The 25,254-nt window shown below is 51.7% G+C and carries 23 protein-coding genes and 1 pseudogene; 14 read left to right on the top strand and 10 right to left on the bottom strand.

What is annotated here, in order from left to right; all coding sequences use genetic code 11:
* From WW58_RS10925 to WW58_RS10890, 8 genes and pseudogenes are all read right to left on the bottom strand, one after another.
* A pseudogene (locus tag WW58_RS10925) lies at window positions 1–654 on the bottom strand (hypothetical protein); the annotation flags it as partial.
* Between the two features lie 120 nt (window positions 655–774).
* A complete protein-coding gene (locus tag WW58_RS13590; RefSeq protein ID WP_102758980.1) occupies window positions 775–2,463 on the bottom strand; it encodes a hypothetical protein in 1,689 nt (562 codons plus the stop codon).
* A gap of 29 nt (window positions 2,464–2,492) precedes the next feature.
* A complete protein-coding gene (locus tag WW58_RS10915) occupies window positions 2,493–3,251 on the bottom strand; it encodes an alpha-1,2-fucosyltransferase (protein ID WP_172973306.1) in 759 nt (252 codons plus the stop codon).
* Window positions 3,252–3,274: 23 nt separating this feature from the next.
* Entirely contained in the window at window positions 3,275–4,318 is a 1,044-nt protein-coding gene (locus tag WW58_RS10910; protein ID WP_046437646.1) for a glycosyltransferase, read from the bottom strand.
* Between the two features lie 35 nt (window positions 4,319–4,353).
* On the bottom strand, window positions 4,354–5,082 hold the full coding sequence (locus WW58_RS10905) for a hypothetical protein (RefSeq protein ID WP_148038569.1): 729 nt from the start codon (window positions 5,080–5,082) through the stop codon (window positions 4,354–4,356).
* Window positions 5,083–5,178: 96 nt separating this feature from the next.
* The gene (locus tag WW58_RS13585; protein ID WP_146021571.1) at window positions 5,179–5,529 is read right to left on the bottom strand and encodes a hypothetical protein; all 351 of its coding nucleotides are present in this window, start codon (window positions 5,527–5,529) and stop codon (window positions 5,179–5,181) included.
* A 408-nt stretch (window positions 5,530–5,937) separates the two neighbouring features.
* The gene (locus WW58_RS10895) at window positions 5,938–7,128 is read right to left on the bottom strand and encodes a hypothetical protein (protein WP_046437640.1); all 1,191 of its coding nucleotides are present in this window, start codon (window positions 7,126–7,128) and stop codon (window positions 5,938–5,940) included.
* The gene (locus tag WW58_RS10890) at window positions 7,118–8,371 is read right to left on the bottom strand and encodes a hypothetical protein (protein WP_128153487.1); all 1,254 of its coding nucleotides are present in this window, start codon (window positions 8,369–8,371) and stop codon (window positions 7,118–7,120) included. Before WW58_RS10890 ends, WW58_RS10895 begins: the two co-directional genes overlap by 11 nt.
* A 280-nt stretch (window positions 8,372–8,651) precedes the next feature.
* Here WW58_RS10890 and WW58_RS10885 point away from each other — a divergent pair, with 280 nt between their 5' ends.
* The 9 genes from WW58_RS10885 (at window position 8,652) to WW58_RS10840 (ending at window position 16,598) form a co-directional block, all read left to right on the top strand.
* The gene (locus WW58_RS10885; protein ID WP_046437637.1) at window positions 8,652–8,849 is read left to right on the top strand and encodes a hypothetical protein; all 198 of its coding nucleotides are present in this window, start codon (window positions 8,652–8,654) and stop codon (window positions 8,847–8,849) included.
* Window positions 8,842–9,429, top strand: coding sequence for a M15 family metallopeptidase (locus WW58_RS10880; protein ID WP_046437635.1), 588 nt, complete (start codon window positions 8,842–8,844; stop codon window positions 9,427–9,429). The genes WW58_RS10885 and WW58_RS10880 overlap by 8 nt, the downstream gene beginning before the upstream one ends.
* Window positions 9,430–9,442: 13 nt before the next feature.
* Window positions 9,443–9,781 carry a hypothetical protein gene (locus tag WW58_RS10875; RefSeq protein ID WP_012420174.1) on the top strand — a complete coding sequence of 113 codons (339 nt, stop codon included), beginning with the start codon at window positions 9,443–9,445 and terminating at the stop codon, window positions 9,779–9,781.
* Between the two features lie 265 nt (window positions 9,782–10,046).
* Window positions 10,047–11,387 (top strand): tyrosine-type recombinase/integrase, encoded by a 1,341-nt coding sequence (locus WW58_RS10870; protein WP_046437632.1) that lies wholly within the window; start codon window positions 10,047–10,049, stop codon window positions 11,385–11,387.
* Window positions 11,388–11,463: 76 nt separating this feature from the next.
* The gene (locus WW58_RS10865) at window positions 11,464–12,090 is read left to right on the top strand and encodes a DUF6088 family protein (RefSeq protein WP_046437630.1); all 627 of its coding nucleotides are present in this window, start codon (window positions 11,464–11,466) and stop codon (window positions 12,088–12,090) included.
* 28 nt (window positions 12,091–12,118) lie between these two features.
* The gene (locus WW58_RS10860) at window positions 12,119–12,877 is read left to right on the top strand and encodes a nucleotidyl transferase AbiEii/AbiGii toxin family protein (RefSeq protein ID WP_306670402.1); all 759 of its coding nucleotides are present in this window, start codon (window positions 12,119–12,121) and stop codon (window positions 12,875–12,877) included.
* 330 nt (window positions 12,878–13,207) lie between these two features.
* Window positions 13,208–14,434 carry a hypothetical protein gene (locus tag WW58_RS13580; protein ID WP_215833380.1) on the top strand — a complete coding sequence of 409 codons (1,227 nt, stop codon included), beginning with the start codon at window positions 13,208–13,210 and terminating at the stop codon, window positions 14,432–14,434.
* 12 nt (window positions 14,435–14,446) lie between these two features.
* A complete protein-coding gene (locus tag WW58_RS10845; RefSeq protein WP_215833379.1) occupies window positions 14,447–15,241 on the top strand; it encodes a vWA domain-containing protein in 795 nt (264 codons plus the stop codon).
* Window positions 15,242–15,533: 292 nt separating this feature from the next.
* Window positions 15,534–16,598, top strand: a complete 1,065-nt coding sequence (locus WW58_RS10840; protein ID WP_046437625.1) for a virulence RhuM family protein — start codon at window positions 15,534–15,536, stop codon at window positions 16,596–16,598.
* 17 nt (window positions 16,599–16,615) lie between these two features.
* Here the strand turns inward: WW58_RS10840 and WW58_RS10835 are convergent, their stop codons facing one another.
* Both WW58_RS10835 and WW58_RS10830 read right to left on the bottom strand, forming a co-directional pair.
* Window positions 16,616–18,772, bottom strand: a complete 2,157-nt coding sequence (locus tag WW58_RS10835) for a serine/threonine-protein kinase (RefSeq protein WP_046437623.1) — start codon at window positions 18,770–18,772, stop codon at window positions 16,616–16,618.
* 4 nt (window positions 18,773–18,776) lie between these two features.
* Entirely contained in the window at window positions 18,777–19,133 is a 357-nt protein-coding gene (locus WW58_RS10830; protein WP_046437621.1) for a hypothetical protein, read from the bottom strand.
* Window positions 19,134–19,263: 130 nt separating this feature from the next.
* On the opposite strand from WW58_RS10830, the gene WW58_RS10825 reads away from it, so the two are divergent.
* The 5 genes from WW58_RS10825 to WW58_RS10805 form a co-directional block, all read left to right on the top strand.
* A complete protein-coding gene (locus WW58_RS10825) occupies window positions 19,264–19,806 on the top strand; it encodes a hypothetical protein (RefSeq protein WP_215833378.1) in 543 nt (180 codons plus the stop codon).
* A gap of 51 nt (window positions 19,807–19,857) precedes the next feature.
* Window positions 19,858–20,097 (top strand): hypothetical protein, encoded by a 240-nt coding sequence (locus WW58_RS10820; RefSeq protein WP_046437618.1) that lies wholly within the window; start codon window positions 19,858–19,860, stop codon window positions 20,095–20,097.
* 91 nt (window positions 20,098–20,188) lie between these two features.
* Window positions 20,189–21,187, top strand: coding sequence for a DUF4339 domain-containing protein (locus WW58_RS10815; RefSeq protein WP_046437616.1), 999 nt, complete (start codon window positions 20,189–20,191; stop codon window positions 21,185–21,187).
* Between the two features lie 48 nt (window positions 21,188–21,235).
* Window positions 21,236–23,458, top strand: coding sequence for an ankyrin repeat domain-containing protein (locus tag WW58_RS10810; RefSeq protein ID WP_215833377.1), 2,223 nt, complete (start codon window positions 21,236–21,238; stop codon window positions 23,456–23,458).
* 191 nt (window positions 23,459–23,649) lie between these two features.
* A partial coding sequence (locus tag WW58_RS10805; protein WP_288143454.1) for a tetratricopeptide repeat protein occupies window positions 23,650–25,254 on the top strand: 1,605 nt, incomplete at its 3' end.

The following is a 25,254-nucleotide window of genomic DNA, read 5'->3' as shown; positions in this document are numbered from 1 at the left end:
GCACGTACCGCAACGGCAGCAGATTTCCTTTTCCTCCGGCGGCACGTCCGAAGAGGAGCTGCTCGAGAGGGAGGAAGGAGGGGTGTCCGAACTGCTTGAACTGCTGCTGGAGTCCCCATGCGCGGTCACCGTCACGGAGTATCTGCACACGGACTGGTTGTATTCGTTGTGCGGCATGTCGATGTTCTGGTGCGTGACGGAGAGGGTGTACGTGCCTTCGGATAGTTCAAAGGAGCCTGATTTGGTCCATTCCTGGTGGCCTCCCAGTTTTCCGGGTTCATCGACGGCGGAGGTCAGGTCCAGCTCAAACGTGCCGCCCGGGCCGGAGATGGTCAGCTTGCCCCAGTCGTCCACCGTCAGGCTGGCCACGGCCGTGGCCCCTCCTTCCGGGACGCTGAAGGTGTCGTTGACGGGGGGCATGAAGACATCGGCTCCGGCTGACGTCTGAACGAAGTTGTCGGATTTTTCATAGATAACGGTATCCGCGCCGTAGGGCTGGATGGGGGTGGACATGGCATGGAGGGGCGCTGCGGCGCCCGGCTCTCCAGGCTGGCTGGCCGCCCCGGGAGGTCCGGCGGCGGGGTTGGTGTTCATCTTGTTGGCGGAACCCCTGTTCAACGAGGGGTCGTCGTTTGGTTGTTCGTTGGTATACATGGTGTGATGATTGTTGTTTTATTGCGGCGCGAAAGGCGCCGATTGGATTGGTTCATCTTCCTTCCCCGTGCCGCACCACGGCGGACGGATGGGAAGAACAGGGAATGGAGGCCATGCCCGTCAGGACACGGACTCCGGAAAAGGAAGCTGCCGGCTGCCGGCGGCAGGGGTCAGGGAGAACGGACCGCGGGAAAATCCGCTGCCGTTTTTTTCCAGAGCTTCCGGCGCCCAGTCATCCCAGAACAGCGTGAGAAGCCCGTCCTGCAGGACGTAGCGCCCGGCGCAGCCGCCGGCGCCGCGCATGAAACGGCCCCCGGCAAAAAACAGGAGTTCGTCCCTCCAATGGGGATGCACGGCGTCATAAACGGCCACCGGCTCATCATGGAAAAGGGCCTCAATGCCGTGCATCCTGCCCGGAGAGCACCAATGGGCGCTCACCTGGTCATTCAGGCGGTGGGGCGCCGGAGCATGGCTGAGGAAGAGGCGCGGCGTGGCATGGACGCGCGCGCCCAGTTCCCGCGCCAGCCGGCCGAAGATGACATCCTCCGCCCCGACGGCGGGAACCCGGCCGCCGTGCGCCACAATGCCCTCCACAAGCGCCCGGCTCATCAGGTAGCCCGCTCCGCCGCTGGGGAACCCCCTGTCCGCCAGGGACATGTCGCCCACAAGGTCATAGCGGCCGTCGCAGAGGCTTTCCAGGCGGTCAAGCGCCAGCCAGGTATCGTCGTCGCACTTGAAAAGCCAGTCAAAGTCATAATGTTCCAGGGCATATTGATAAAAGGCGAGCCCCTTGGCGGGCAGGTGCCTGTAATCGTCCTCCACCCAAAGGGCCACTACATCGGGCTCATTGGGCAAAGGAGTGCGCCGCCCCAGGAAAAATCTGCATTCCACACCCTCCTGAGGATGGGAAAGCCAGGTCTCCCGGCACGCCTTGCGGCGGTTCGCCGCGCCTGTGCAGCTGCAGATGCCCACCAGGATATTCACTTTTTTACGCGGCCCGGGGGCAGGCTTCCAGGCGTGGCCCGGCAGATGCCTGTCCAGCAGCTCGCCTGCCATGCTGCTGCGGCTCATATTTTCCCAGGCGTCCGGCTCCCGCCTGGCCATCTCTCCCCAGAGGTGGACGCACCAGGCATTGGACAATTCCGGCCCGGCAAGGCGTATGTTGCCGTTGTAGCAGTCGCGCCATCTCGTCCAGGGGACCGGATACATGTGGGAAGACGGAGCGGCCCGGTCAAACAGGCCGTAGTGGCGCAACGCGCGCGTCATCCCGGTGGGGCCGCAAAATCCCCATGGCACCTGGCGCCGGCGATCGGCGACATCCGGCACACGGCGGAGCAGTTCCTCCTTGGCCCGGACTTCTTCCGGAGAGTCCCAGGGAACGCGGAGCGCCGGCTCCTCAGCAAGGCGGCACAGGGTTGCGGGAACGGAATGACCGGGAGGAAAGGCCATGGCGCCTACGGCCACCACCTCCGCCCACTCCCTGCAGAACCAGAGAGGAGAGGCAGGAAGTTCATCACCCAGGCAGATGACGTCCATATCCACCCAGAAGCCGCCTTCCTGTGAAAGGAATTTCATGCGGAACCAATCGGAAAACGGTGCCAGGCTATTGTGGGAATCATGGAAAATCGCCTCCTCCGGGAGAATATCCCGCGCATCGCGCACAAGCGTTCCTGCGGGAATATTGTCGTAATTCCGGTAGCTGAAAAGCTGGAAAGCATGGCCATGGTCCAGGAACGATTTGATGCACAGAACGGACATCAGGGGAAGTTCCCCTCCCACCCAGAGGCTTGTAACGGTTCTCGTATTCATTGTTTTACGGGTATGGGTTCGTGGCGGAATTACAGTGTTACCCAATGGGGCAGGTAAATATCCCGGTAGTCTTCCACACCGCCGACAAACCAGTCGCGCGGAACGATGACCTTCCGGGTATTTCCCAGCCACGCGCCCCACCAGGAAAAGGAAGAACACGACATGACGAGTTCCTCCATCGCCGTCATGCGGCGGAGGGATTCGCACGGAGCGCCGCGGTCGATTTCCAGCGCAAAGCGTCCGAATGCCGGCACGCGCGCAAGCATCTCCGCCGCCTCGTCCGGCTCATCGCTGAACAGCACCAGACGGTTCTTCCCGGATGATAAATGCCCTGCGGCCCTCCGCAGGAAACCAGGGTCCAGAATGCGGTGCTTGTCACGGAGGCGCCTGTAGTCCCCAAGCCGGATGTGAATGCCAACGGCGCCGGGCTCCTTCTCCGCGGTGAGAGGCGCGAAAAGCGCCCGGATGAACGCTTCCTGCCCTTCAAAATACCGCGCGCTCTGGAAGTAGCCGCGAAGCCCGCCCGTCCGGATGCGGGAGGGAACCGGACAATAGGAAAAGGAAGGTTCCTGCCAGGATGGAGGTTCATTGGTGCCGCACGGCGTAGAAGGGAGCACCCAGCCGCCGAGCCGGGAGCGCAGCATCAGGGAAGCGTCATTGTAAGCCCAGGGCACCCGGCACTCCACCCCTACGGTACGGGCGTGGGCACAGGCGGCCGCCAGCGTGAACATGATGTTGCCCAGCCGCATGCCGGGCAGGAAACACGGGGAAACATATTTTTTATTCATAAGGCCGGTTTTCCGTTCCATGTTCATTCCGGGAGTCTTGCCATCGCCTCCAGCACTTCCTTCCAGCTCTCCAGGGAAACATCCAGCCCGCCCAGCTCCAGGCCGCGCGCCCGGGCCGCCTCCGCCATGTCGTCGCGAAGATTCGGTTCACAGGCCATTTTGGAAGCGTAGTAGATGAAATCCCTTTCGTTACTGCACAGCCATCCTGTTTTGCCGTGCTCCACCATCTGCCGCCACCCGCCCCGGTTGTCCACAATGAGCACGCTGCCGCTGGCCATCGCCTCAAAGCCGATGCGGGGCCAGTTCTCCGTCGTATCCGACGGCTGGAGGATGATCCGGCTGTGCCTGTAAAAATCCTGCTGGGAAACTTCCCTTTGATTGCGGGCAATCCGAATCCAGTCGAAGGGCCGGCCTATCTTGGCTTCGCTCCTCTTGTCAAAACCGAGGAAAAGGCCGCGCTTCTGCACGGGGGATACGAATGCGCCGTAGATATGCAGGGTGTTGGCCGCGAACTTGTCGGCATCCTGGCGGGAGATGCGCCCGCAGCCGAAGAAATCCTCATCGCGTTCCCGGATAAAGGGAAAGGATTCCGCATGGAAATAGGGCCTGAAGGTCAGGAACTGCACTTGCGGGTCGCCGTTGAGCTTGCGCAGCACGGGCATGGCTTCCTGGCGGACGGCTTCATTCTGATAGAGGAACATGGCGATTTCCCCCTTTTGCATGGCCTCCTTTTCCCTGGGGAAAAGCCACGTCATGCAGTTGATGAAAACTGTGCGTTTCGTATGCCTGCGTATTTCCGGCAAGGCGTTGAGGAAGCCAGCATTGCAGAAACCGAGCACGGGGTCGCCGGGTTGGACGGCCGACCAGTCCGCGGGGGCGTGCATGATGACGCCCAGGGAAACCATTTCGTTGTAAAGAGGCTCCCCGTGGTAATCCCAGGACGGGATGAGATGGACTTCCACGCCCATCTTGCGCCAGACAATGATCTGGTGGTGAAGTTCCGTTCCCGCTCCTCCGTAGAGGCTCGGGAACCCGTTGACGAATAATCTCTTGATTGGACTGCTCATGAGCACTGCTCTTCGTTGCGGAGGGTGAGTAAAATTTAACCGATGCTCCTGATGAAGGAGGAGAACTCCGGTGTACTGCGGCCCGCACTGCGCAGCGCGGGAATGAAAATGCCATTATGTTCCAGCCTTCTGAGCCTGGTAGTCAGCTTCCACTTGCCGGCGAACAATTCATTCCTCAGGGCAAATCTGGAAGCCGTGAGGATGTCGCGCCCCGCAAGGTAATAAGCCATGCCGCGCAGGGACCAGGCAGCCAGCCCGAAAGCCTCTCCTTCGTACTCTAGGGGAAAGGGATAATCCACGCCCTCCGGAGCCTTGAAAAGTGCCTGCACATGCAGAACGGGAGCGAAAGAAGGCCGGTTTCCCGGCTCTCTGCCGACCGTGCCGCCGGCGGCTCTTACTTCTTCCAGAGAATTGAAGACGGCCGGCTTCTCTACGGAATCAAAGGGGAGTTTTTCAATAAACTGCTTGCGCGCGGAAAGCACGGAAAGCTCCAGTGGAACGCTTCCGTCGGAAAGCACGACTTCCCTGTTAAGGATGATGCTGCCGGGGGAAAATATCCCGGAAAGGGCGCCTACGCTTTGAACAATGTTCAGGCGGGGAAGAACAATGTCGTTGTTCCTGATATCTCCGGTAACCGTGCCTACAGGAAACAGGGGTTCATGGGAGGGGCCTGCCGCGGCATCTGCCACGGGACAGGAAAGGGAATTTTCCGAACGCTGAGGCCGGGAACTGGAATTCACGCATGTTTTTGCTGTATTCATCATTTTGTTTTTCAAATGCTTACGGTTCTTGATAAAGTGAATAAACGGCTCTTCACGGAGCTGTCCCGGACAGGGCATGCGCCAGAAAAGAAAGAACGTTCATCTGCCTTCACTATGATTGCTTGCCGCGTTTCCGGAAATCTGCCGCCCATTTCTTAAAAAAGTGAATTTTTCTTCCCGGAGACGTTTCCGGAGGCGGCGCGCCCTGCTTTCCTCCAGATGAATGCTTCTGGCTGCCCGTGACAAATTCCCTTCAGCGTCAATCAATGCCTCAACCAGCTCCCTTTCCTGCGGCTCCAGGGATTCCATTTCCCGCTCGAAGTCTTCCCGGAACATCAGCCCGGAAAGGAAGTCCGAATGCTCGTCAGCGTCAATTTCCCGGCCATTTTCATATTCAAGCGGACGGGCTTCCCGCAGCAGTAGTCTCTTCTTCCGGTTCCTCTCGCGCAAATAGCGTTCCGGCTCAAAAACGGTTGCATTGCCCAGGTATGTTTTTATGCCGGCTCCCCCACTTTTCCGGTAACGGCGGCAAATTTCCCAGCATCGGATTCTGAACCGTTGGAGGACATCCAGATATTCTTCCTCAGGTATCTGAAACCCGATGGATTTTGCTTTTGATCGGAGGCGCTGAGCGAGATATAAGGCGTGGTTTTCCACGGTTTCCGACAATGTTGGTGATTGCTTTTCGTGCATATTCACCAACCCTGTGCGGACTTATCCAGCTAGCGAAAAATGCCCCACATCCGTATCATCATTATTATTTGAAATTCATATATTTATCAAAAGAAAGCGGCTAGCTGGACGAATAAGTTCATCCAGCTAGCCGCTCATGGGGAGGGTCTATAACCGCCTGCCCTCCTACCTGTGCCTTTCCGGCTTCCTTTCAAGCGAAAGCATCAGTTCCAAAGGACGGATATAAGATTTACAGGGAACTACCTGGAACCGGCGGTACATGCCCTGCCTTGACTTCTCCCTTTTCTTGGCAAACGGGTCCCTTTCCGCCAGCTGGGGCAGCCTTTCCACAAGAACTTTTCTCAAATCCGACCTGGCTTCCGCCTCATTCCCGATCCCGGCCCTTTTCAAAAGTTCCTTGTCCAAACAGGCTTTATCCGGATTCATTACGTACAAAAACAGCATCTTATAAGCCGGCTTCGTGGAATCCTGTCCCGCAGCCGCCCGTTGTCTGCTGAAAAAACGTTTTTCCTCCCGATAGGAAAACCTCATGAATTCCTTCACTTCCCTACCGCCCCGTGAACAGGAAAAAACTATTTCCCGCTCATCGGTCACGGAAATCCACAGATCCTCCCACATGGCTCCGGTTGGAAGACTTTCCCCCGTGCGCGCATGAACAGGCATGCCCTCCCTGAGCCACACCCAGGAATAGCCGTACGCCCAGGCAAATCCATCTTTCGTCGTCACCATGACGTCGGGAATGGAAACAACGATGCCTTGGTACTTCTCAACAATTGCAGCCTCCATGGCGGCAGTCCGCCAACGCTTCCCCATCACCAAGAGAAGAAAGGGCTTTCCCGGCTGTGCCTGCCGGATGACGCGCAGGCATCTGGAAACAAGCCGCTCATCAAAAGCAAAAGCAAAATAGGCGGTTACGGGAAAATCAAAAAGCCTGATCAGGCACTCCGGAATCAGCTCCGTTCCGCTGATTTCCCTCTCCGTCTTTCCGCAAGAACGGGCAATATTCAAAGCAATCTTCCTGAACACCAGGGCATGCACGAAAAGCTCGCTCCTCTCAACAGGCTCCCGGCAGCAGGGTTCCTTCAATACATAAAAACGCCTGCGGTCTTCTTCCCCGGGGTTCCCTCCGTACTCGTAGAAAGGCTCTTCTTCCGGAGGCAGAGCCACCACTTTCAAAGGATTGTCGATATCGTCGGGGTTGTAATAGTCACCGGATATTCCGGCAAGTTTACAGCCGCATACCCAGTGCCCCGGATAAAAATCCCCGCCCACCCTGGCTTTCCATATCCAATCGGGAGACTCCAGGCTCTCGCTTTCAATAATGATATCGAGGATATTGCCGTAATTAAGCTCCATGAATCCTGTTGTACAACTGGTCAAAACCGGCCTGTTCAAAATACATATCAATGAGCCTGTATTGCTCGCTTTCCAATTCCAGGCCATTGGAATCGGGAGTTAAAGAAACGGTTTTCGGGTCTCCTTCTTCAAACTCAAAATAAAAAAACGCCTTGTCCACATGGAACCCGCTGGGGACGACAATCAGGGGGCCGTCTTCATCGCCAAGCTCGGAAAGGCTTTTGTAAGTGCCTGTAAATCCCCTCATCAACACCTCTTTCTCCGTCCTCTTCCTTGCATGGAGAGGCCTGGACATGACAAGCTTATAAACAGCAACCCTTCGCAGACCCGGAATATTATTGAACACCTCAATGTCGGCGATGGACTTCTTATTAAACACGCTCAGGGTGTAGCGGTTCCTTAATTCCCAAATATCCGAGCCGAACAGCATGCGGCCAGCAATGACGGCATAGGCCCGCATCATCCATTGGATTCTGGCGCTGACCTGTAAATTGATGTACAGGCATTTCGAACTCCCCCTGTAGATGACAATGTCCGTATTCCCGGGAGTACGTATGCTGCTGACTATCTCTTTGGCCGACGTGTCAACCTCATCAACGGTTTCCTGATAATGCCCCCGTTTGATGGTAAACCAGTAATCAGAGGAAATCCGGTCACAGCTGATAACGCATACGTCAGTCATCCCCTTCTGCGACAAAATTCGGGACAGATATTGACGGCAGCCTTCTTTTTCCTTCTCCCTTTCTTTCTCCGTAATCATGGGAAAAGGAAGCGCATCTTTCATGGGGGGAAGAATACGATACGATTTCCTCTTTTTAATGGAATGCAATTCCTCAATCTGCCTGAGCAAGCTGATATTGCCGTCCAGAAAATGCAGAACGGCGAGTTCAATTCCATTGGAAAAATCTCTGTTGACGGAAACGCCCAACGATTCGGCGTATTCCCGCAAATCCGCAGTAGCTTCACCGGAACTGCACGTTTGCAAAAGGTGGAAAATACGGTAAATCCTGTCCGTCTCCTTTTTAAGGCCGTACATCCGGTAACAAATGCCGGAAATAATAGTTTGCCCGAGAGCCCTGCGGTATGCCTCCAGCTGTTGGCGGTCGGAAAAAGGTTCAGGAGGAATTACAGTAGGAAAACCAGTTACCTCTTTTCTGAGGTACGCTTCCAATTCCCTGAGATATTCATACCGGAGAAATGGTAGAAATCTGCGGATAATAAACGATGTTAAACGGTTATTCATAATGGCGTTGGTTGGCGCATTATGGTATCTTCATGAATAAAAGACAAGTATCGTTTCCTGTGACGGATTTTGCCGATTAGGGCAAGCAATAAAAGTATCCGCGGAATCTTTGCAAATCGCGGCAGCAACCTCAGAGCAACTTGTGCGGAGAACTGATGCCCCCCTTTCCCCATTGGCGGAGAGGATTCGGAAAAACCTTTTCCCCATCCTTTGGCATTCCCGGAAAGGCGGGTTCCTCCTTCTCCCACAGAGGGACTTTTCAATACCAACCGACCATCACATGTTCAAATACATTCTCAATCGACTGACGGAACGTTCCACATGGCTGGGCCTCCTTGCCCTGGCCACAGCCTGCGGAGCCACTATCGAACAAGCTCTTGCCGACCAGATTATCGCCGCAGGCATGGCGGTGGCAGGCCTCATCGGCATTGTCACCAAAGACCGGAAAAAGGAACAGGAAAACCACGACAATGGCTGACAGCATTTCCGACCTGCAGAAAGATACCTTCTACTGGCAAAGGCTCTTGCGCCTGGCCGGGTACTATCACGGAGCCATTGACGGCATTCCCGGCAACGGCACGCGGAACGGAACGGAACGCTGGAGCACGGACGCCGACCGGTACAAAATGGAGACCGGATGCTTTGACGAACGCACCGAACGGAACATCTCCACCCTTCTTCCGGAAGCGCAAAAAGCCGCCCGGCAGTGGTTCAAACTGGCCCGGAATGAAGCCGTCAACCAGGGATATGAAGCAAAAATTATCTGCGGAACGCGCACGTATGCCGAACAGAATGACCTCTACAGGCAACGCCCTAAAGTAACGAATGCCCGCGGCGGCCAGAGCTGGCACAACTTCGGCCTGGCCTGGGATTTTGGAATTTTCCAGGACCGCAACTACCTGCCCAATCACCCTCTTTACACCACTCTTGGCAAACTTTACGCAAAAATTGACGGCCTGGAGTGGGGAGGAACATGGAAATCCTTTACAGATCCGCCGCATTTGCAGCTCCATCAATTCGGAAGCATTTCCGAAGCGCGCAGAAGTTTCGAAACATGACCTTTCCAGCCCCATGACCCAGACTGCCGTTACTACAAGTGTCGTTTTAGCCAACACCCTTGCGGTTGTTTGCATGGCGACTTCAGAACTCAATCCCCTGCTTGAATACGTTCAAAACGGCGCCTCCGTGGCAGCCGTGATGGGCATCTTCCTCTGGAGGGAAATGAAACGCGCCGAACGCTACGAGAAACTTTACGACCAGGAGCGCAGACAACGCATTACCGCTGAAAGGAAATGTTCCTCCTGCATGTTCATGAAGCTGGCGCATGAACAATTCGCAGGCATCCACTCCCAAAAAGGCAACGCCCCCTCCCCTGAAAACCACAGGCGTTCCTTAACAACGGAGCAATAATCCTTATCCAGCCCCTTCACCAATCTTCCGGCGTTGCGTCAAAGCCAATGCACGAATACATCATAAAACCAGTAAGGCCCTGCAAGCAGTTAACTTGCAGGGCCTTGTTTGGTGCGCCCGAAAGGACTCGAACCTTCACGGGGGAACCCCCACTAGAACCTGAATCTAAACACTTTTATTCATTGTAAACAATTTACGAATATGTCCCCCAGTTTGTCCCCTAATTCGTCTTGAAACTTTTTCTGTAAACCATTACTCTCGTTACATGAAGAGGAAGCATGCCAAAGGCCGATATGGCAGCAAAGTCAAACTCACTGAAGTGAAGAAGAAAGGTCGACTTTCAGTCTGGCGGCTCCGCTTTGTTGACAAGGACACGGGAGAATGGAAAGAGCGTACCTTCCGCGATTACGACGAAGCCCGGGCTCTCTACGATATGTATGACAAGGGGCATATCGACGATGCCCTGGCAATCTTCAATATGGTTGCAGAGGGAGAATCCGTGGTCGAAATGTTCGCTATCCGCTTGTGGAGAAAATTTGGAAAGAACAACAACCTGCTGCAACATACGCTTCAATATTTGTACCAGCATGAAGACCCTGAAGAGGTAAAGGCATTTGCAACTGATCTCCTTTCGTGGTGGAAAGATGCTCTCACGGATACCAAAGAGCAGGAAATCAAGGATTTACTCGGATCACAATTAAGCGTCATTGCTGATCATGTTAACATTACTGCCCCGAAACCACCCCCGGCGGGTATATCTCTGGATGACGCCATGGCTCTGTATCGAAAGGAGAGGCTGCTGATGCTGGATCGGGGCCAATGCCAGCGGGCCCACCATAAGAACGTCCTTCATGAACTCGATAAATGGCAGCAAGGCTGGAGCAACCGGGAGTTGTCATCAATCACCGCCGCCGAAATCAATGACAAACTGGATTCGTTCCGGTATCAGGGAAAGCCCCTCTCGAATACCAGCAAATACAGGTACCGGGGTACGCTGAATGCCTTTTTCCTTTGGGCCATTCAGCACGATCTGATTCAGAAAAACCCGGTCTCCTTGACCGTCGCTCCTTCCAGGAATCACATCTCCATCGGGATTCTTACCCCGGACGAATTCCGGAAATTGCTTGAGGCGGCATTAAAATATGACCGCCCCATGCTTTCCCGTATTGTTCTACAGGGATTGTGCGGGCTACGACGTTCAGAAGTTGTTCAATACAAGGACAAACCGGATGGACATCAAGATATCTTTGTTTCGCGTGAGATCGCGAAAGGACCCAAGGGAAAAACGAAGGATCGTTACATACCCACCTCCCCGCAAATCAAGGCATGGCTGGCCGCAGGCGAATGGGAGCCAATGACCCGGGATGACGAACTCAGATATGGCTATCGTCTGGACCAGCTGGCAGCCAAAGCCGGCATCACGATACCAAAGAATGCGTTGCGACACTCATTCGCTTCCTATCAGGCTGCTCTCCATCCCTTGCCGGATGTTGCCCGCTGGATGGGACATAGTGGAACGCAGATGACCGAATCCCACTACAGGCAGGGTGTTTCCCGTAAGGATGCTGAAGCATACCTTTCTATCATTCCCGATGCGGTTAGTTGATCTTTGCTTCAGTCATTTTAGTCAGATAAACAGCATTTTTTATTGACTTTAGTCAGATAAACAATACCCTTTAATCATGAAGGGGAGCATCAGGAGCCAGCTGAGGGAAAAAATATTTTCCGAGAAGGCAAAAGGAGAGGTTATCACCTCTTCCGATTTTCTTGCGTTCTGGCCCAGGACAGCAGTAGATCAAGCTCTTTCTCGCATGGCAAGAGATGGCGAGCTCAAGCGTATCCTTCCCGGTATCTATGAGATACCGGCGACCAACAAGAGATTTAATTTGCCTGTACCAACTGACCCGGAGCAGGTAGCGAAAGCCTGGGCAAGGAAAAATGAAGCTCGTCTTTTACCTAACGGAATCCATGCCGCTAACGCTTTGTGGCTTTCCGACCAAATGGCCGGGCGGTATGAGTATTTGACGGATCGACCTTCTGCAACGGTTCACGTAGGTGGATGGAAACTCCGCTTCAAGAAGACATCTCCGAAGCTGATGCGCCTGTCGGGGAGTATTACGGGATTGGTCGTTCAAGCGTTGCGCTCGCTGGGCAGGAAGTCGATAGATCGTGATTTTGTTGTCACTCAATTAACCAAACGGCTTTCCGATACGGAAAAGGAACAATTATCTCGTGATATGGAACTTGTTCCTGTATGGATGCGCCCCATTCTACAACAAGTCATAGCGCCCCCTGTCTCTCATGAGTGATTTCCTTGGTCTCCCATCCTAAGATCGAATATTCCTGTGCCGCCACATTGGCGAGCAGCTGGGTATCATTCCTTCTATTGTTGAAAAGGATTTCTGGGTATGCCGGGCTCTGAATATCCTTTTTCGGGAAGACTCCTTGAATCCTTATCTATGCTTCAGAGGCGGGACGTCCCTCTCCAAAGCGTACAGGATCATACGCCGTTTCTCTGAGGATATCGATGTTGCGTTATCTCCTCGTTTCTTCGCTGAACTGGGTGAAGAAGATAAGCCGGCAGCGTTTCAATCCGCCAGCCAGAGGGATGCTAAATTGCGTAAGATTCGCCCCCACTACCGGAGGATGATGGAGCATGTTCTCCAGCCTCTCATGGAGGAGAGGATGAAAGAAATGGGAATCAAGAATGTGCATATCGAGTTGGAAGATCTGTCCTCGGCCCGTGATCCATTTGTCCTCTTAATCCATTATCCATCCTTGTTCGAACAGAATGAAAGCCTCTACATTCGTCCTTTTGTCAAAATCGAATTGAGCGGGAGAGCTCAGACGGAACCATCCGAAGCCAGGATGGTCGATTCTTACATTGGGGAAGGATTTCCGGAGTTTTCAGATTCGACTGAAGTACGAACGATTAGCCCTTTCCGAACATTCTGGGAGAAGTGTTTCATTCTCCATGAGAATAATCCCGTCCGCATGAAGGATGGAATATCAAGGCCAGGCTGGCACGCCACTATTATGATGCGGCAGCCCTTATCCGAGCGGGATATGTTGATAAGGAGCTATTCTTCGATGTAAGGGACAAACGCAAGCTCTACCATTGGCAGACATGGGTCGATTACGATACATTGCTTCCCTCGGATTTGAAACTGATCCCGGATTCTCTTGAATTGCGAGAAAAATGGCAAAGGGACTACGAACAGACTTCTGCCATGCTCTTTGATGAGCCGGAGCCTTTTGATTCATTGATGAGCACGATCAATGGCATCATGAATCAAGACATAGGATGAATGTCCTAATATGATTGATAAAATGTTTCCATATCCATTTTTTATCAATCATATTTGAAAAATCTATTCCCTTCGCGTCATCTATATGTGACGGCTTATTACCCGCCGTCATGTTTCCATGACTCCATTCTATGCACTCCGCCATCAGGTGAGGCGGCTGGATGAAGAACTCTGCGGCAATGGCAGGAAGTACTCGACCGGGGATGTTCTGTTCTCTGATCGAGGGGAACGAATCGTTCTGGGAAAACCCATTGCGGAAGGCGGTGAAGGATCGGTCTTTACTGCCCATTCGGCATTAGGATCGCCACTCGTAGCCAAGCTCTATCATCCAACGCAACGGATGCGTTGGCGTGAGCAGAAGCTTCGGCTGATGTGTTCCCGCCCCATTCGTTCCCCGTGCGTGGCGTGGCCGCGCGAGATCCTGTACGACGAACTGCGGCGCTTTGTCGGCGTGCTGATGCCCCGGGCGGACGGTGTTCCGCTCGGGGCATTCGTGTTTCATGCGGAACTGCTGACGAACCAGTTCCCCTCATGGACCCGTTACGATCTGACCAGGCTATGCCTGAACCTGTCGGAATCCGTCCATACGCTGCACCGTTACGGTGTTGTTCTGGGTGATCTGCATCCCGGTAACGTGATGGTTTCTACTGATGGCACCGTCTGCTGGGTGGATGCCGACAGTTTCCAGATCGAAGACTATCCCTGTTCCGTCGGTACAGAACGTTTCCGGGCTCCGGAACTTCGAGGCAACTTCGGAGACTTCCTCCGTACCCGAAGCCACGATGGCTACGCCTTGTCCGTCCTGCTCTTCATGACATTGACTCTCGGCCTGTCTCCCTTCGCCCGGCAAGGTAATGGAGAAGACATGCAGGAAGCCGCCAGGAAGGGTGCACTGCCATACCCGTTTGCTTCGTACAAACCGCCTGCGGGATTCTACCCGCCCGATACTTCCGGACGTTATGTCTGGTCGTATCTCCCCCGCAAGCTCCGCGACGCACTCGGTCACAATCTTACCTGTGTCCAGCGTCACGATTTGCGTCCACGCGCCATGCCGGGGTATCTGGCGCGTTGTTTGCTGCAATACCTCAGGGATATGGAGCCGGGAGGCGGAAGGGATCATCCCATGTACCGGGATCTTCTGTACGACCGTCCCTGCCCACCCCGAAGTCTGCTGGTACAGATGACATCCAACATCTGTGCGGACTGCGGGATTCGTTTCCGGGAGGCTCCTGACGATGTCGCCCGGCGTTTACGGCAATCTCATACCCGCCCCCTGTGCAGGCTCTGCATACGGCGTCGTAGCGCATTGAATCAGGCCTCCCGAAATACAACCATCAACCATTAACTCGAATAAACCATGTCTATATCATCATCAATACTCCCAACCAGACAGGAACAACTCGCCGCCATGCGCGAGTTCAGCAACAACACCAACGCCCGGCTTCCCGTTCTCTTTCTGCTGGATGCCAGCAGCAGTATGAACGGCATTGTCCGGGGCGACAACCAACACATCCTCCGTCAGGAGTATTCTGACGGGATCAACTGGAATATCGTCACGGGAGACAATATCGTCACCCGGATGGATGAACTTAATGCCGGCCTTCAACGGTTCATCAGCGACATTCTGGCCGATCCTCTGGCGAAGCTGGCCGCTGACGTAGCAGTGATCACATTCGCCCGTACGGTAGCAACAGTAAAGGAGTTCGGTCCGATCCGGGAATCTGACACAGTCCTGAAGATCTCCACGTCACAGGAGAATGAAACGCTCCTTGGTGAAGCCGTCGAATTGGCTCTAGCTGAACTCGACAGCCGCAAGCGTACCTACCGGGCACACGGGGTGGAATTCTACCAGCCCTGGCTTGTCGTGATGACGGACGGGGTTCCGACCAGCGCCCGGCACCGGGAGCTGGAGGGACGATTGAAGGAACTGACGGCTGCCCGCAAGCTCAGTGTATTCGTCTTCGGTATAGGCCGTGCCGATCTGTTGGAGCTTTCCTGCATCAGCCCGGGGCGCCCGCCCATGCAGGTCAATGAGCAGAAGTTCCCGGAACTGTTCGCATGGCTGAGCCGGAGTGTCCGCACGGTCAATATGTCCATGCCGGGAGACGAGGTATCTCTGACTCCTCTCCCGGAGGATGTGTGGCAGGTGTAGGACTGGCAACATCAGGAAGTCTCTCTTATGAGGGGCTTTCTTTTAGATAGCCCACAACATGAATGGTGTTATCTCCACTATTTCAAGTTTATGCGTTTTCCTAAAATAGCGGCTGTAGTTATTTCGAGAAATGTTCCCATGGGAGCGATGCCTTTTGATGAAAGTCGTCGGATGATGTGAGCTTTGAGCTTTGCATGCATGCCGGTTTTGCTATGCTCCATTGGGCTTGTTGTTCCAGAATGACTGCCGTTATTCGGGTTGCAATATGGATTGATCGAAAAGAAGACAAGGTATGACCCATCTGCCGACAGAAGACGAAACCCCGGTTCCCGGAGAGCTGTTATTGTATACTTCTCCGGATGGCAACATCCGTCTGGATCTTCGCATTCATGATGAGACATTGTGGATGACCCAGCAGATGATGGCCGAACTGTTTCAGACAAGTAAACAGAACATCGGACAACATATTGCGAATATCCTGCAAGAAGGTGAGCTTCAAGAGGATGGAACTGTAAAGAAATTCTTTACAGTTCGATTGGAAGGAGAACGACAGGTGAAACGTTCTGTCATCTTCTACAACCTAGACATGATCATTTCCGTCGGTTACCGGGTGAATAGCATACGGGGCACTCAATTTCGCATATGGGCGACCCAGCGCCTGAAGGAATACATGATCAAGGGATTTGCCATTGATGACGAACGCTTGAAGAACCCGCCGATTCCCGGAACAACACCGTTGCCGGACTATTTTGATGAATTGCTCGAACGTATTCGGAACATTCGTGCCAGCGAGCGGCGCATGTACCTGCGTATCAAGGATGTTTTTGCCATGGCGGCTGACTATATGCCGTCCGGAAAGGAAACGACGGAGTTCTTCAGCTCGATTCAAAACAAACTGCACTACGCCATTACCGGACACAGTGCTGCGGAATTGATGATGATGCGGGCTGATGCAGCAAAACCCAACATGGGGTTGACCAGCTGGGTTGGAGACCGAATCCATGCCAGTGATATCACTGTTGCAAAGAACTACCTTAACGAGGAAGAAATCAGCGATTTCAATCGTTTGACCTCCCTGTGTCTGGACTTTGTCGAGGATCAGGCAAAGAACCGCCGTGAGATATTTCTGCATGAGTGGGAAGACAAGCTTAACGAACTGCTTCGTCTCATGGGAAGGCGTGTACTAAAAGGCAAGGGAAACCGGTCAATGAAACAGGCTCGGGAACATGTCCGGGAACAATACCGCTTCTATGAAGAACACCGCAGGTTACTGGCCGAACACCAGGCGGAACAGGACTATGTGAAAGAACTGGAGCAGGATATCAAAAAGCTGGAGAACAAGAAAGGCCGCAAGTAATTTTCAATTCCAGGCCGTTAAAAACTTTTGGAAGCATGACGAATCTTTCGCCAAAGGTAATTGTTGGCATCCTGCTCCCATCCTTTAATCCCTTTTGTAGGCCAGTTGACAAGGCCAGAAAGTTCATTTGCAAAGCTGTCTATCCAACCGACTTCGTTGTCAGGAACAAGTGTTTTGATGCGATCAAATGAGTTGAAATAATCTCCTGCCTTTTCACGGTAATTCTGCTCCATTTCAGCGATCCGGTCATATTCCTTATCCAGCGCCTTCCCTTCTTGTTCCAGTTGTCGGATTTCGTCTCCCTCAGACCATTCTCGTAATTCCTGACGGGTCTTGAATGAAGAAATTATGTTGTCTACCTTCTCGAAAAAAAGTTTCTTCTTATCAATTTGCTCTGCTGCTTGTTGAATGATTTTCTGTTTAGATTGTCCTATCTCACCGAGAATAGCATCTATTTTATACTTTTCACGAACCTGCCATTCTTCCGTTACAGTCGGTTGAGCATAATAGTTTTTGCCTATCTCATAGGCGTAATCTCTGATTTCCTTCTCTGATGTCTTTAGGTAATCACTGACAGAGTCCTCCAGTTTATTTAGATTGGTGCGTTCCATGAGCAATTTCCGCTTTTCATGTGATGCGATTTCTTGCACAAACTCTTTTTCCCGGATGGAGGTAGAAAGGTAAAGTTCCTGCCATTGGGCTGTTTTTGCAATCATGTCATTCAGGCTGTTGGCGACATGTTGCCATGAGTCCCGACAAGATTTCAGTAGAACGGAATCATACCATACGGGAGAATAATATTTTCGCTGGCTATCGACGATCACTTCTTCCATGATACACGGAGGAAACTTCAATTGGTCAATATATTGCTTTCTTGTTGCAACCTCTTGTCGAATAAACTCTTTGAATTTCTTATCGTCCTGCGATGCCTTATTGATTTGGCCTCTAAGCCTTTTTTCTTGTTCCTCCCATTGGAAATAATCCAGCACCTTGGGTAATATTGCTGAAGCGTCCTTGCTTAATGGAGGAATACCCATGGCAGGGCTTTTTATTTTCTGGACAGAAGAATCTGATGTTCCTTGATCAATTTCAGGCGTGGAAGGTGGAGTAGATGGTATGTCGTTACCTCCTGTTGTTTCTGACACAAGTTGATCAGGAGGCTCAGCCTTATCGGCGGATAATCGGTTTACCGTCCATATTCCGAGTATGATGATAACCACCAGTAAACCGAGGGAAGCAACGATCAGAGTATTTTTCCGTGAATTTCCTTTGTGTATCTTTTCTGGTTTCCCCTGTTCCAGCCATTCCTTCCACTGACCGGCTGTCTGGCAACGCTCTTCAGGACTGAGCCGCAGGTTCCGGTCAATGGATGCCAGCAATTCCCGGGGCCATGGCTGGGAAAGAGCCATGCCCGGGAGCGGGACGACATCATCCCGCATCAGCCTCCTGTCGGCCGGTTCGACGGAAATTCCCGAGATCAGCTCGTACCAGGTAGCGGCCAACGCATAGAAATCCGTCCATGGGCCGATTTCCCCTTTCCCGGTGATTTGTTCCGGGGAGGCGTAGGCGTACGAGAATTCTCCCTGGGTAATCGTACAAGTCACTTCCGGCTTGTTGAGCGCCGCCCCGAAGTCGATCACCACAGGCAGCCCCCGTTCATCAAAGAGGATGTTGCCGGGCTTGATGTCGCGGTGGTAGATCCCCTTGCCATGCAGATAGTTCAGCCCATCCAGCAGGAGCAGAAGCCACTCGGAGGCTTGCTCCGGGGTGATCATGCTCTTCCCGGAAGCGGCTTCGTCCATGCGTTCCCGCAGCGAACCGCCTTCCAGCCACGGCATCACATAGAAGATGCTGCCATGGGACTCGAAGACATCGTAGACCCGGACGATGCGTTCATGGTTCAGGGAAGCCAGCGTCTGCGCTTCCTTGCGGAGTGAATCCATGGCCGTCCGGTAAGCCTGCCGGGACGTATGAGGCAACGGGATGATCTCTCCCGTATCCGAATCCCGGCTGCACAATCCCAGAGGAAAGCATTCCTTGAGAACAATGTTGCGCCTGAGCTGGCTGTCCCAGGCAATGTAGGTGATGCCGAAGCCTCCCTGGCCCAGCGCCTTGAGCAACTTGTAATTGCCCAGCAGAGTTCCCGGAGGCAATGCGAAGCCGGAGGCGTCCATACAATCAGGCAAGCGGGGGATTGCCCAGCCTCGGCACTTCGTCGGCCAGGAACTCCTTCAGGGTCTTGCCCTGGGAGAAGGCTTTTTTCTCAAGAACCTTGCGGGTATCCGGATCGAGCTTCAGGGTAATCAGCGTTTCCTCTTCCACCTGCACCCGGCTCGGAAGGGTCAACGGGAGCTGCTTGATGAGTTCCCGGATGATGTGTTCCTTGGCGGCGGGAATGGGCTTTTTCGCCATCCAGTTGCGGACGGTCGCTTCCGTCACGAAACATCGTTCGGCGAGCCATGCGTAGTCGAAACCGTTGGCCTTGAGCCACAGCTTGACATTCATTTTCAGCTCATCCTGATTCACTCCCGCCATGTTTCGGAATGTAGCACTATCGCTCAGGAATGGCAATACGGTTATATAACAGCCCTATTTTTGAGATTAAACTGAGATTTTCAGGTTGACTAAAATCGTAAAAAGGAGATATACAGGCAATGTAAACGAGATGCCAGCAACGAAAAGTATCATCCAGTTCACCTGTCCCCGATGCGGAGGCCATCAACTGATGCTCGTCGAACGGGCCATGCACCGTTATGTCGTCCAGAATCTGGAAGCCGACCGGCAGGGAGGGCTGGCTGTCGGCCACAAGGTTTTGGTGGATGATTTATGCGGAGAGCCGCTGGGGTACCGCTGCGCGGACTGCCGTCACCCGGATTGCAACGGGAATGACCCATCGGAAGGGTTTCAATGGCATTCCCTGAAGGAGGTGCAAAGCGCCGGGGTCATTTCCTGGCCGGACGGGATGGAAACGGTAGAGCACCGGTGCATGGTTTGTTTCCCTGACGGGAAGATGACGCCTGTGATCGTCGAGGTCGTTCATCCCGGTACTCTCACCGAGAAGGAACGCCGCACCGTTCTGGAACGTGAACGGGCAGCGCATGGCATCCTGATCAGCCAGTCGGATTCCGGGATTCGAACGTTGGCCTGCCGCAACTGGAAACGGGTTAAGAAGCATATTCTGCAACCATCTTCTTCCATTCTGGAATAAGCCGGATTTTGTAGCTCCGGTTCAATAGCTACACCAGCGAAAGGAAACGATATGAAGAAATACATTACAGGCGGCATTGCTGCACTTATTACGTTGACGGTCATCTGCATGATGGCCGGTCAGTCACAGGCCTCCTCCCATCAGCAATCTGTAGGGGATGCCATTTGTCATCAACAGAACCAGGGTGTCATCGTTTGCCCCGGATGCCAGGGCAAAGGTAACATCGGGGGCCAGAAATGCCAGCGCTGTCAAGGCCGTGGCATTCTCAAGTCGAATGGAATGCCTATGTAGATCATGAAAGAAGCAGGAAGATATTCACGCAAGAGAACATCTTCCTGCTTCTAAATCGTCCATTTTTATTCGTTTACCACATTTAGCATTTATGAGTAACAAGCAGTATTACGTCACCTTGCCAGACAAAGCACAGGAAGGGCCATATGATGAAAAAGATCTCATTACCCGGTATCAAGCGGGCAAATACCCGGAAGGCACGCTTGTATGGCATGAGGGAATGGATAGCTGGATACTCATTGAAACAATGATGTCGAACGTAGAGAGAATAACAAATGATGAGAGGAGAACTGCCGATTGCAAACCGAACACACCTCCTCTCCCTGCTATTATTCCTCCGCCACCGCCTTCGATTCCTGATAATTTCAAGAAAGAGTATTATGTAGCGGATTATGATGGCAATAAGCAAGGGCCATATTCTTTAGATGAACTAAAGAACTCTGTAAAAACAGGAAAGCTGTATGGTTCCGAGTTGGGGTGGAAACAGGGCATGACAGATTGGGTGTCTTTAGAGGATATTCTGGATACTCGCCCTGTCACTTACTACATGGAACCCCAAAGCTGGGTTGCCTGTAGTTTTTTCTGCGCATCATCAATTCTGAGTATAGCGTTAACCATAGCATTCAGTGAGCGTAGTTATGATGCTTTCATGATTTGCCGATTGATGTGCCGATTGACTTTGTTGACAGCATCTATCTTGCTATTGATCCGGCTTTTCAAGGCATGGAAGGTATTGCAGAATATTTCCGCTCGTATTCGTATTCCTTCTCCCGGCCAAGCTATAGGATTTCTTTTCATTCCACTTTTTAATTTTTATTGGGGATTTGTTGCCTTTTGCAAAATAAGCTCATTAGGAAATAAGCTTCTAAAACGCCCCGGAAGCATTCAATTATGGCCATTTTTAACATATTGTATTCTTAATATATTAGGGTTTATTGTTCTTGTTGCTTCAGGAGGGGCATCCAGCCGAGGAGCTGTTGAGAATTGGTTGATCATTGGGACCATTATTTCCATCTGTTTTACTGCTTGCGTTATATTCGTTATATATTACATCAATAAGTTGATTTTCAAATATAATAAAACTAAATGATCACATTGAACATATCGTTTATGTTACTATAACCCTTTGTAGAACCATATGAATTCGAAGATATATCGAATCGGTCGCGTTGCAGTTCTTGCGTTGATTCCCACTTCACTTCTTCTCTCATGTGAGAGGTACGAGAAAGAAATGGCCTTGGAAGAAATCGCGCAAATTGACTCAGAACTCTCAGAATTGATCGAAAATGGAGCTCGCGTAGATGCAGTAGATGAAGATGGAAGAACAGCGCTTATGGTTGCTGTTGCTAAGAACAATGCTGACTGCGTGAAAGCATTGCTGGTTGTCGGAGCGGATGTGAATGCGGAGGATAAGGGGGGAGAAACGGCTCTCATGAAGGCAGCTCTTAACGGGAATGCCGAGATCGTGAAAGTACTGCTGGAAGCTGGGGCAGATGTAAATGCGAAAGATAAAGATGGTTTTACTCCTCTGGTATGTGCCGCTAAAAAAGGTTATACCGAGATAGTGAAAGCATTGGTCGCTGCAGGCGTGGATGTTAATATGAAAAAGGGAGGGATATGGCCCCCTATAATGCATGCTGCTAACAAAGGGCACTTAGAAACCGTGAAGGCATTGATTTCTGCCGGAGCTGATGTAAACGCAAAAGATAGTTCTGATCAGACCCCACTGATGTGTGCCGCAGAAGGAGGACATACAGAAACTATGAAGGTATTGATTGCTGCCGGAGCGAATATCAATTCGGAAGATCACCAAGTTCTGATTGATGCTGCCAGAAGAGGGAATACAGAATATGTAAAAGTATTACTTGCTGCCGGAGTAGATGTGAAAGCGAAAGAAAAGGCACTTAATTCTGCTTCTGCGTTTGGCAAAATAGAATGCATAAAGCTATTGCTATCATCTGGGGTGGATGACTATGCCAAATCTAGTGCGCTCATTATGGCTGCTACATTTGGTAAAACAGAAAGCATAAGGGTACTGTTATCGGCTGGGGTGAGTGTTCAAGGAAAAGAGCAAGCTCTTATTGAAGCAGCGAGGAAGGGCAAAGCAGAATGCATAAAAGAATTGATGTCAGCTGGAGTGGACGCAAAAGGTACGGCTGCTCAGGCGGCACTCATGTTGGCTACCGAGTATGGTTATAAGGAATGCGTGAAAGTATTGATAGATGCAGGAGCGGTCGTTAACGCGAAAAATAAGGATGGAAATACAATTCTCATGGAGGCTGTCAAAGATGGGTATATGGATAGGGTAACAGAATTGATCAAGAATGGGGAGAATGTTAACGCAAAGAATAAGAATGGAGTTACAGCTCTCATGTGGGCTGCTGATGGTGGACATACGGGGTGCGTGAAAACATTGCTGGAAGCAGGAGCGGATGCAAATGCGGAGGATAAGAATGGATGGACAGCTCTTATGGCAACTGTTGCTAAAAACAATGTTGATTGTGTAAAGGTATTGCTGGAAGCAGGGGCAGACGTCAACGCGAAAGATAAGGACGGCACTACAATTCTTATGAGAGCCGTTCTTAAGGGACATACGGACTGCGTGAAAACATTGCTGGAAGCAGGGGCGGATGTGAACGCGAAGATTAAGATTGGGGGTACAGCTCTCATGATGGCTGCTGCTTTTGGGCATGCGGACTGCGTGAAAGTATTATTGAAAGCAGGAGCGGATGTTAATGCGAAAACTAAGGATGGGGAAACGGCTCTTATGTTGGCTACTAATGAGCGACATACGGACTGTGTGAAAGCATTACGGGAAGCCGTGGCAAACGCGAAGAGCAAGGAGATGAAGGGAAAGGAAAAGATTTCCCTTTCTCCCGAGGAGGCTCAAAAACCAGTGGTTTTACAAGATATATCGTCCGGCAACCTTAATGCAGGGAAAATGTCCATCGCCAACATTAAGCGGGCTCTGAAGGACGCAAAAGAGGATGATCAACTACTACTTAACGACCTCGCCTCCGTCGTTACCGATCTTTATAGGTCAAAGCAAGAGATATCCCTGATTCGTAAACAGAACATCAAAGACGAAAAGCAAATATCCAGCCTTGAATCATGGGCTGTCTCATGTATGACTCCCAACGCTCTCACTGGCCGTACCGATCCGTCAGGAGCGGAAAACGCCAGGCGCAAAGCCCGGATACTTGAGGGAGCGATTCAACAAAGGAATACCGGGATTCGAAACAAGTTGAATGCCCTCGCCGACAGAGCCCGGGAATTGGAGTCAAAGTTGAGAAATAATGGCAGAGCAGAAGATGCCGACATGCTGAGGAAAAGCGCTCGTTATTTTCTACAAGATCTTTGAGTTATCTAGTACTGCCTCCAAATGATACCTTGCCCTCTCCCATTGGCATATTCATCTCATAACAATCATGGCAACATGAACGTTCCGGAATATAGGACCCAGAGAGTGGCGTTGGAATAGCAACTCTCCTATCATCATATATATCAAACACAGGAATTTCCCTGCCTGTCATCCTTCACAACATGAAAATAATGAACTGGAACACTGTTTTCGCCTGTACTTTTGTTGCATTTACCTTACCCATTTCGGCGTTATCCAGCACAGAACAGTTACCTGATTTTAATGTATTAAAGGAGCAGGCTGAGCAGGGGGACATGGAATCCCAGTTTCAACTGGGCAGATGCTATGCCTTCGGTACAGGAACAGAAAAAAATGATCAACAAGCCGCCAGCTGGTTTCGTAAAGCGGCGGAACAAGGGCATGCCAAGGCTCAATACAATCTGGGAGTGGCTTATGCCACATCCCTTGGTGTTGAGCATAATGATACCGAAGCACGCAAATGGTTGCTTAAATCGGCTCAGCAGGGATTTGCAAACGCTCAATTCAACATGGGGTTGCTGGAAGCCAAAGGAACTTCAGGGACAAGAAATATGGAACAAGCCTTTGGATGGTTCCTGAAAGCGGCCGAACAGGGATTACCTAATGCACAGTTTATGACTGGTCTCTTTTATTCTTCCGGAGAAGGATGCCGGAAAGACCACGATGAAGCCATGAAATGGATTTCAAAGGCGGCGGAACAAAATGATACGGAAGCCTTGTTATGGCTGGGTGATTCCTACGCCTTGTATGATGATATGAAGAAAGCCTTTTCACACTGGAAGAAAGCGGCCGATCTCAATCATCCAAAGGCCTTGTATATTCTGGCCCAATGTTATGAACAGGGAAATATGGTGGAACAAAATGAACAGCAGGCTTTCGAGCTGTACCGGAAAGCGGCGGAATTGGGTCATATCCAAGCCATGAATGCCCTGGCACTTTACTATCTTAACGGGAAAGGAGGAATTCCGAAAAATCCTCAACTTGCCATTTCCTGGCTTACAAAAACAGCGGAACAAAAGGATGCGTATGCCCAAAACTTGCTCGGGATGGGATATTTATATGGGTTGGGAAATATTCCCCAGGATCTGCAACTGGGGGCACAATGGACACTTCGAGCGGCTCGTCAAGGGGTTCCTGAAGCTCAGTCACGCGCCGGTAGTATGTATTTCACGGGCATGGGAGTTGAAAAAAATATGAAAAAAGCCGTATCCTGGTGGGAAAAAGCCGTCGCTCAGGGAGAGAAAAGAGCCCAATTCAGTTTAGGTTTATGCCTTATTGATGGAAATGGAATCGGAAAGGATCCGGAAAGAGGAATCAAATTGATTGAATTGTCGGCGCAGCAAGGAGAAGTGGCTGCACAACATTACATGGGGCTTTTTTGTGCTCAGGGAACATTTGGCATGAAAAAGGATATGGAAAAGGCTATCTCCTGGTGGGAAAAGGCAGCCTCTCAAAATAACCCTGCCTCACTATGTATTTTGGCTCAAATTTATGAAGAAGGCATCCATAAGCCCAGAAATGAGGAGATGTTTCTTCAGTTATACCGTAAAGCGGCAGAAGGTGGAGACGCCATTGCTCAAAATGCGCTCGGTCATTTTTATACGCTCGGTCTTCACGGTTTTCCCAAAGACCCGAAGCTTGCCTTTCAGTGGACGCTTAAATCGGCAGAGCAAGGTAATTCCAGTGCCATGGTCAATTTGGGGTATTTTTATGAAGTAGGAGATGGTTCAACCGATCCCAAACGCGTATTTGACAGG

The sequence above is a fragment of the Akkermansia sp. UNK.MGS-1 genome (assembly GCF_000980515.1).
Taxonomy (GTDB): Bacteria; Verrucomicrobiota; Verrucomicrobiia; order Verrucomicrobiales; family Akkermansiaceae; genus Akkermansia; species Akkermansia muciniphila.
Note: the sequence above shows the minus strand (reverse complement) of the source record. Positions and strands in the feature narration are given on the sequence as shown.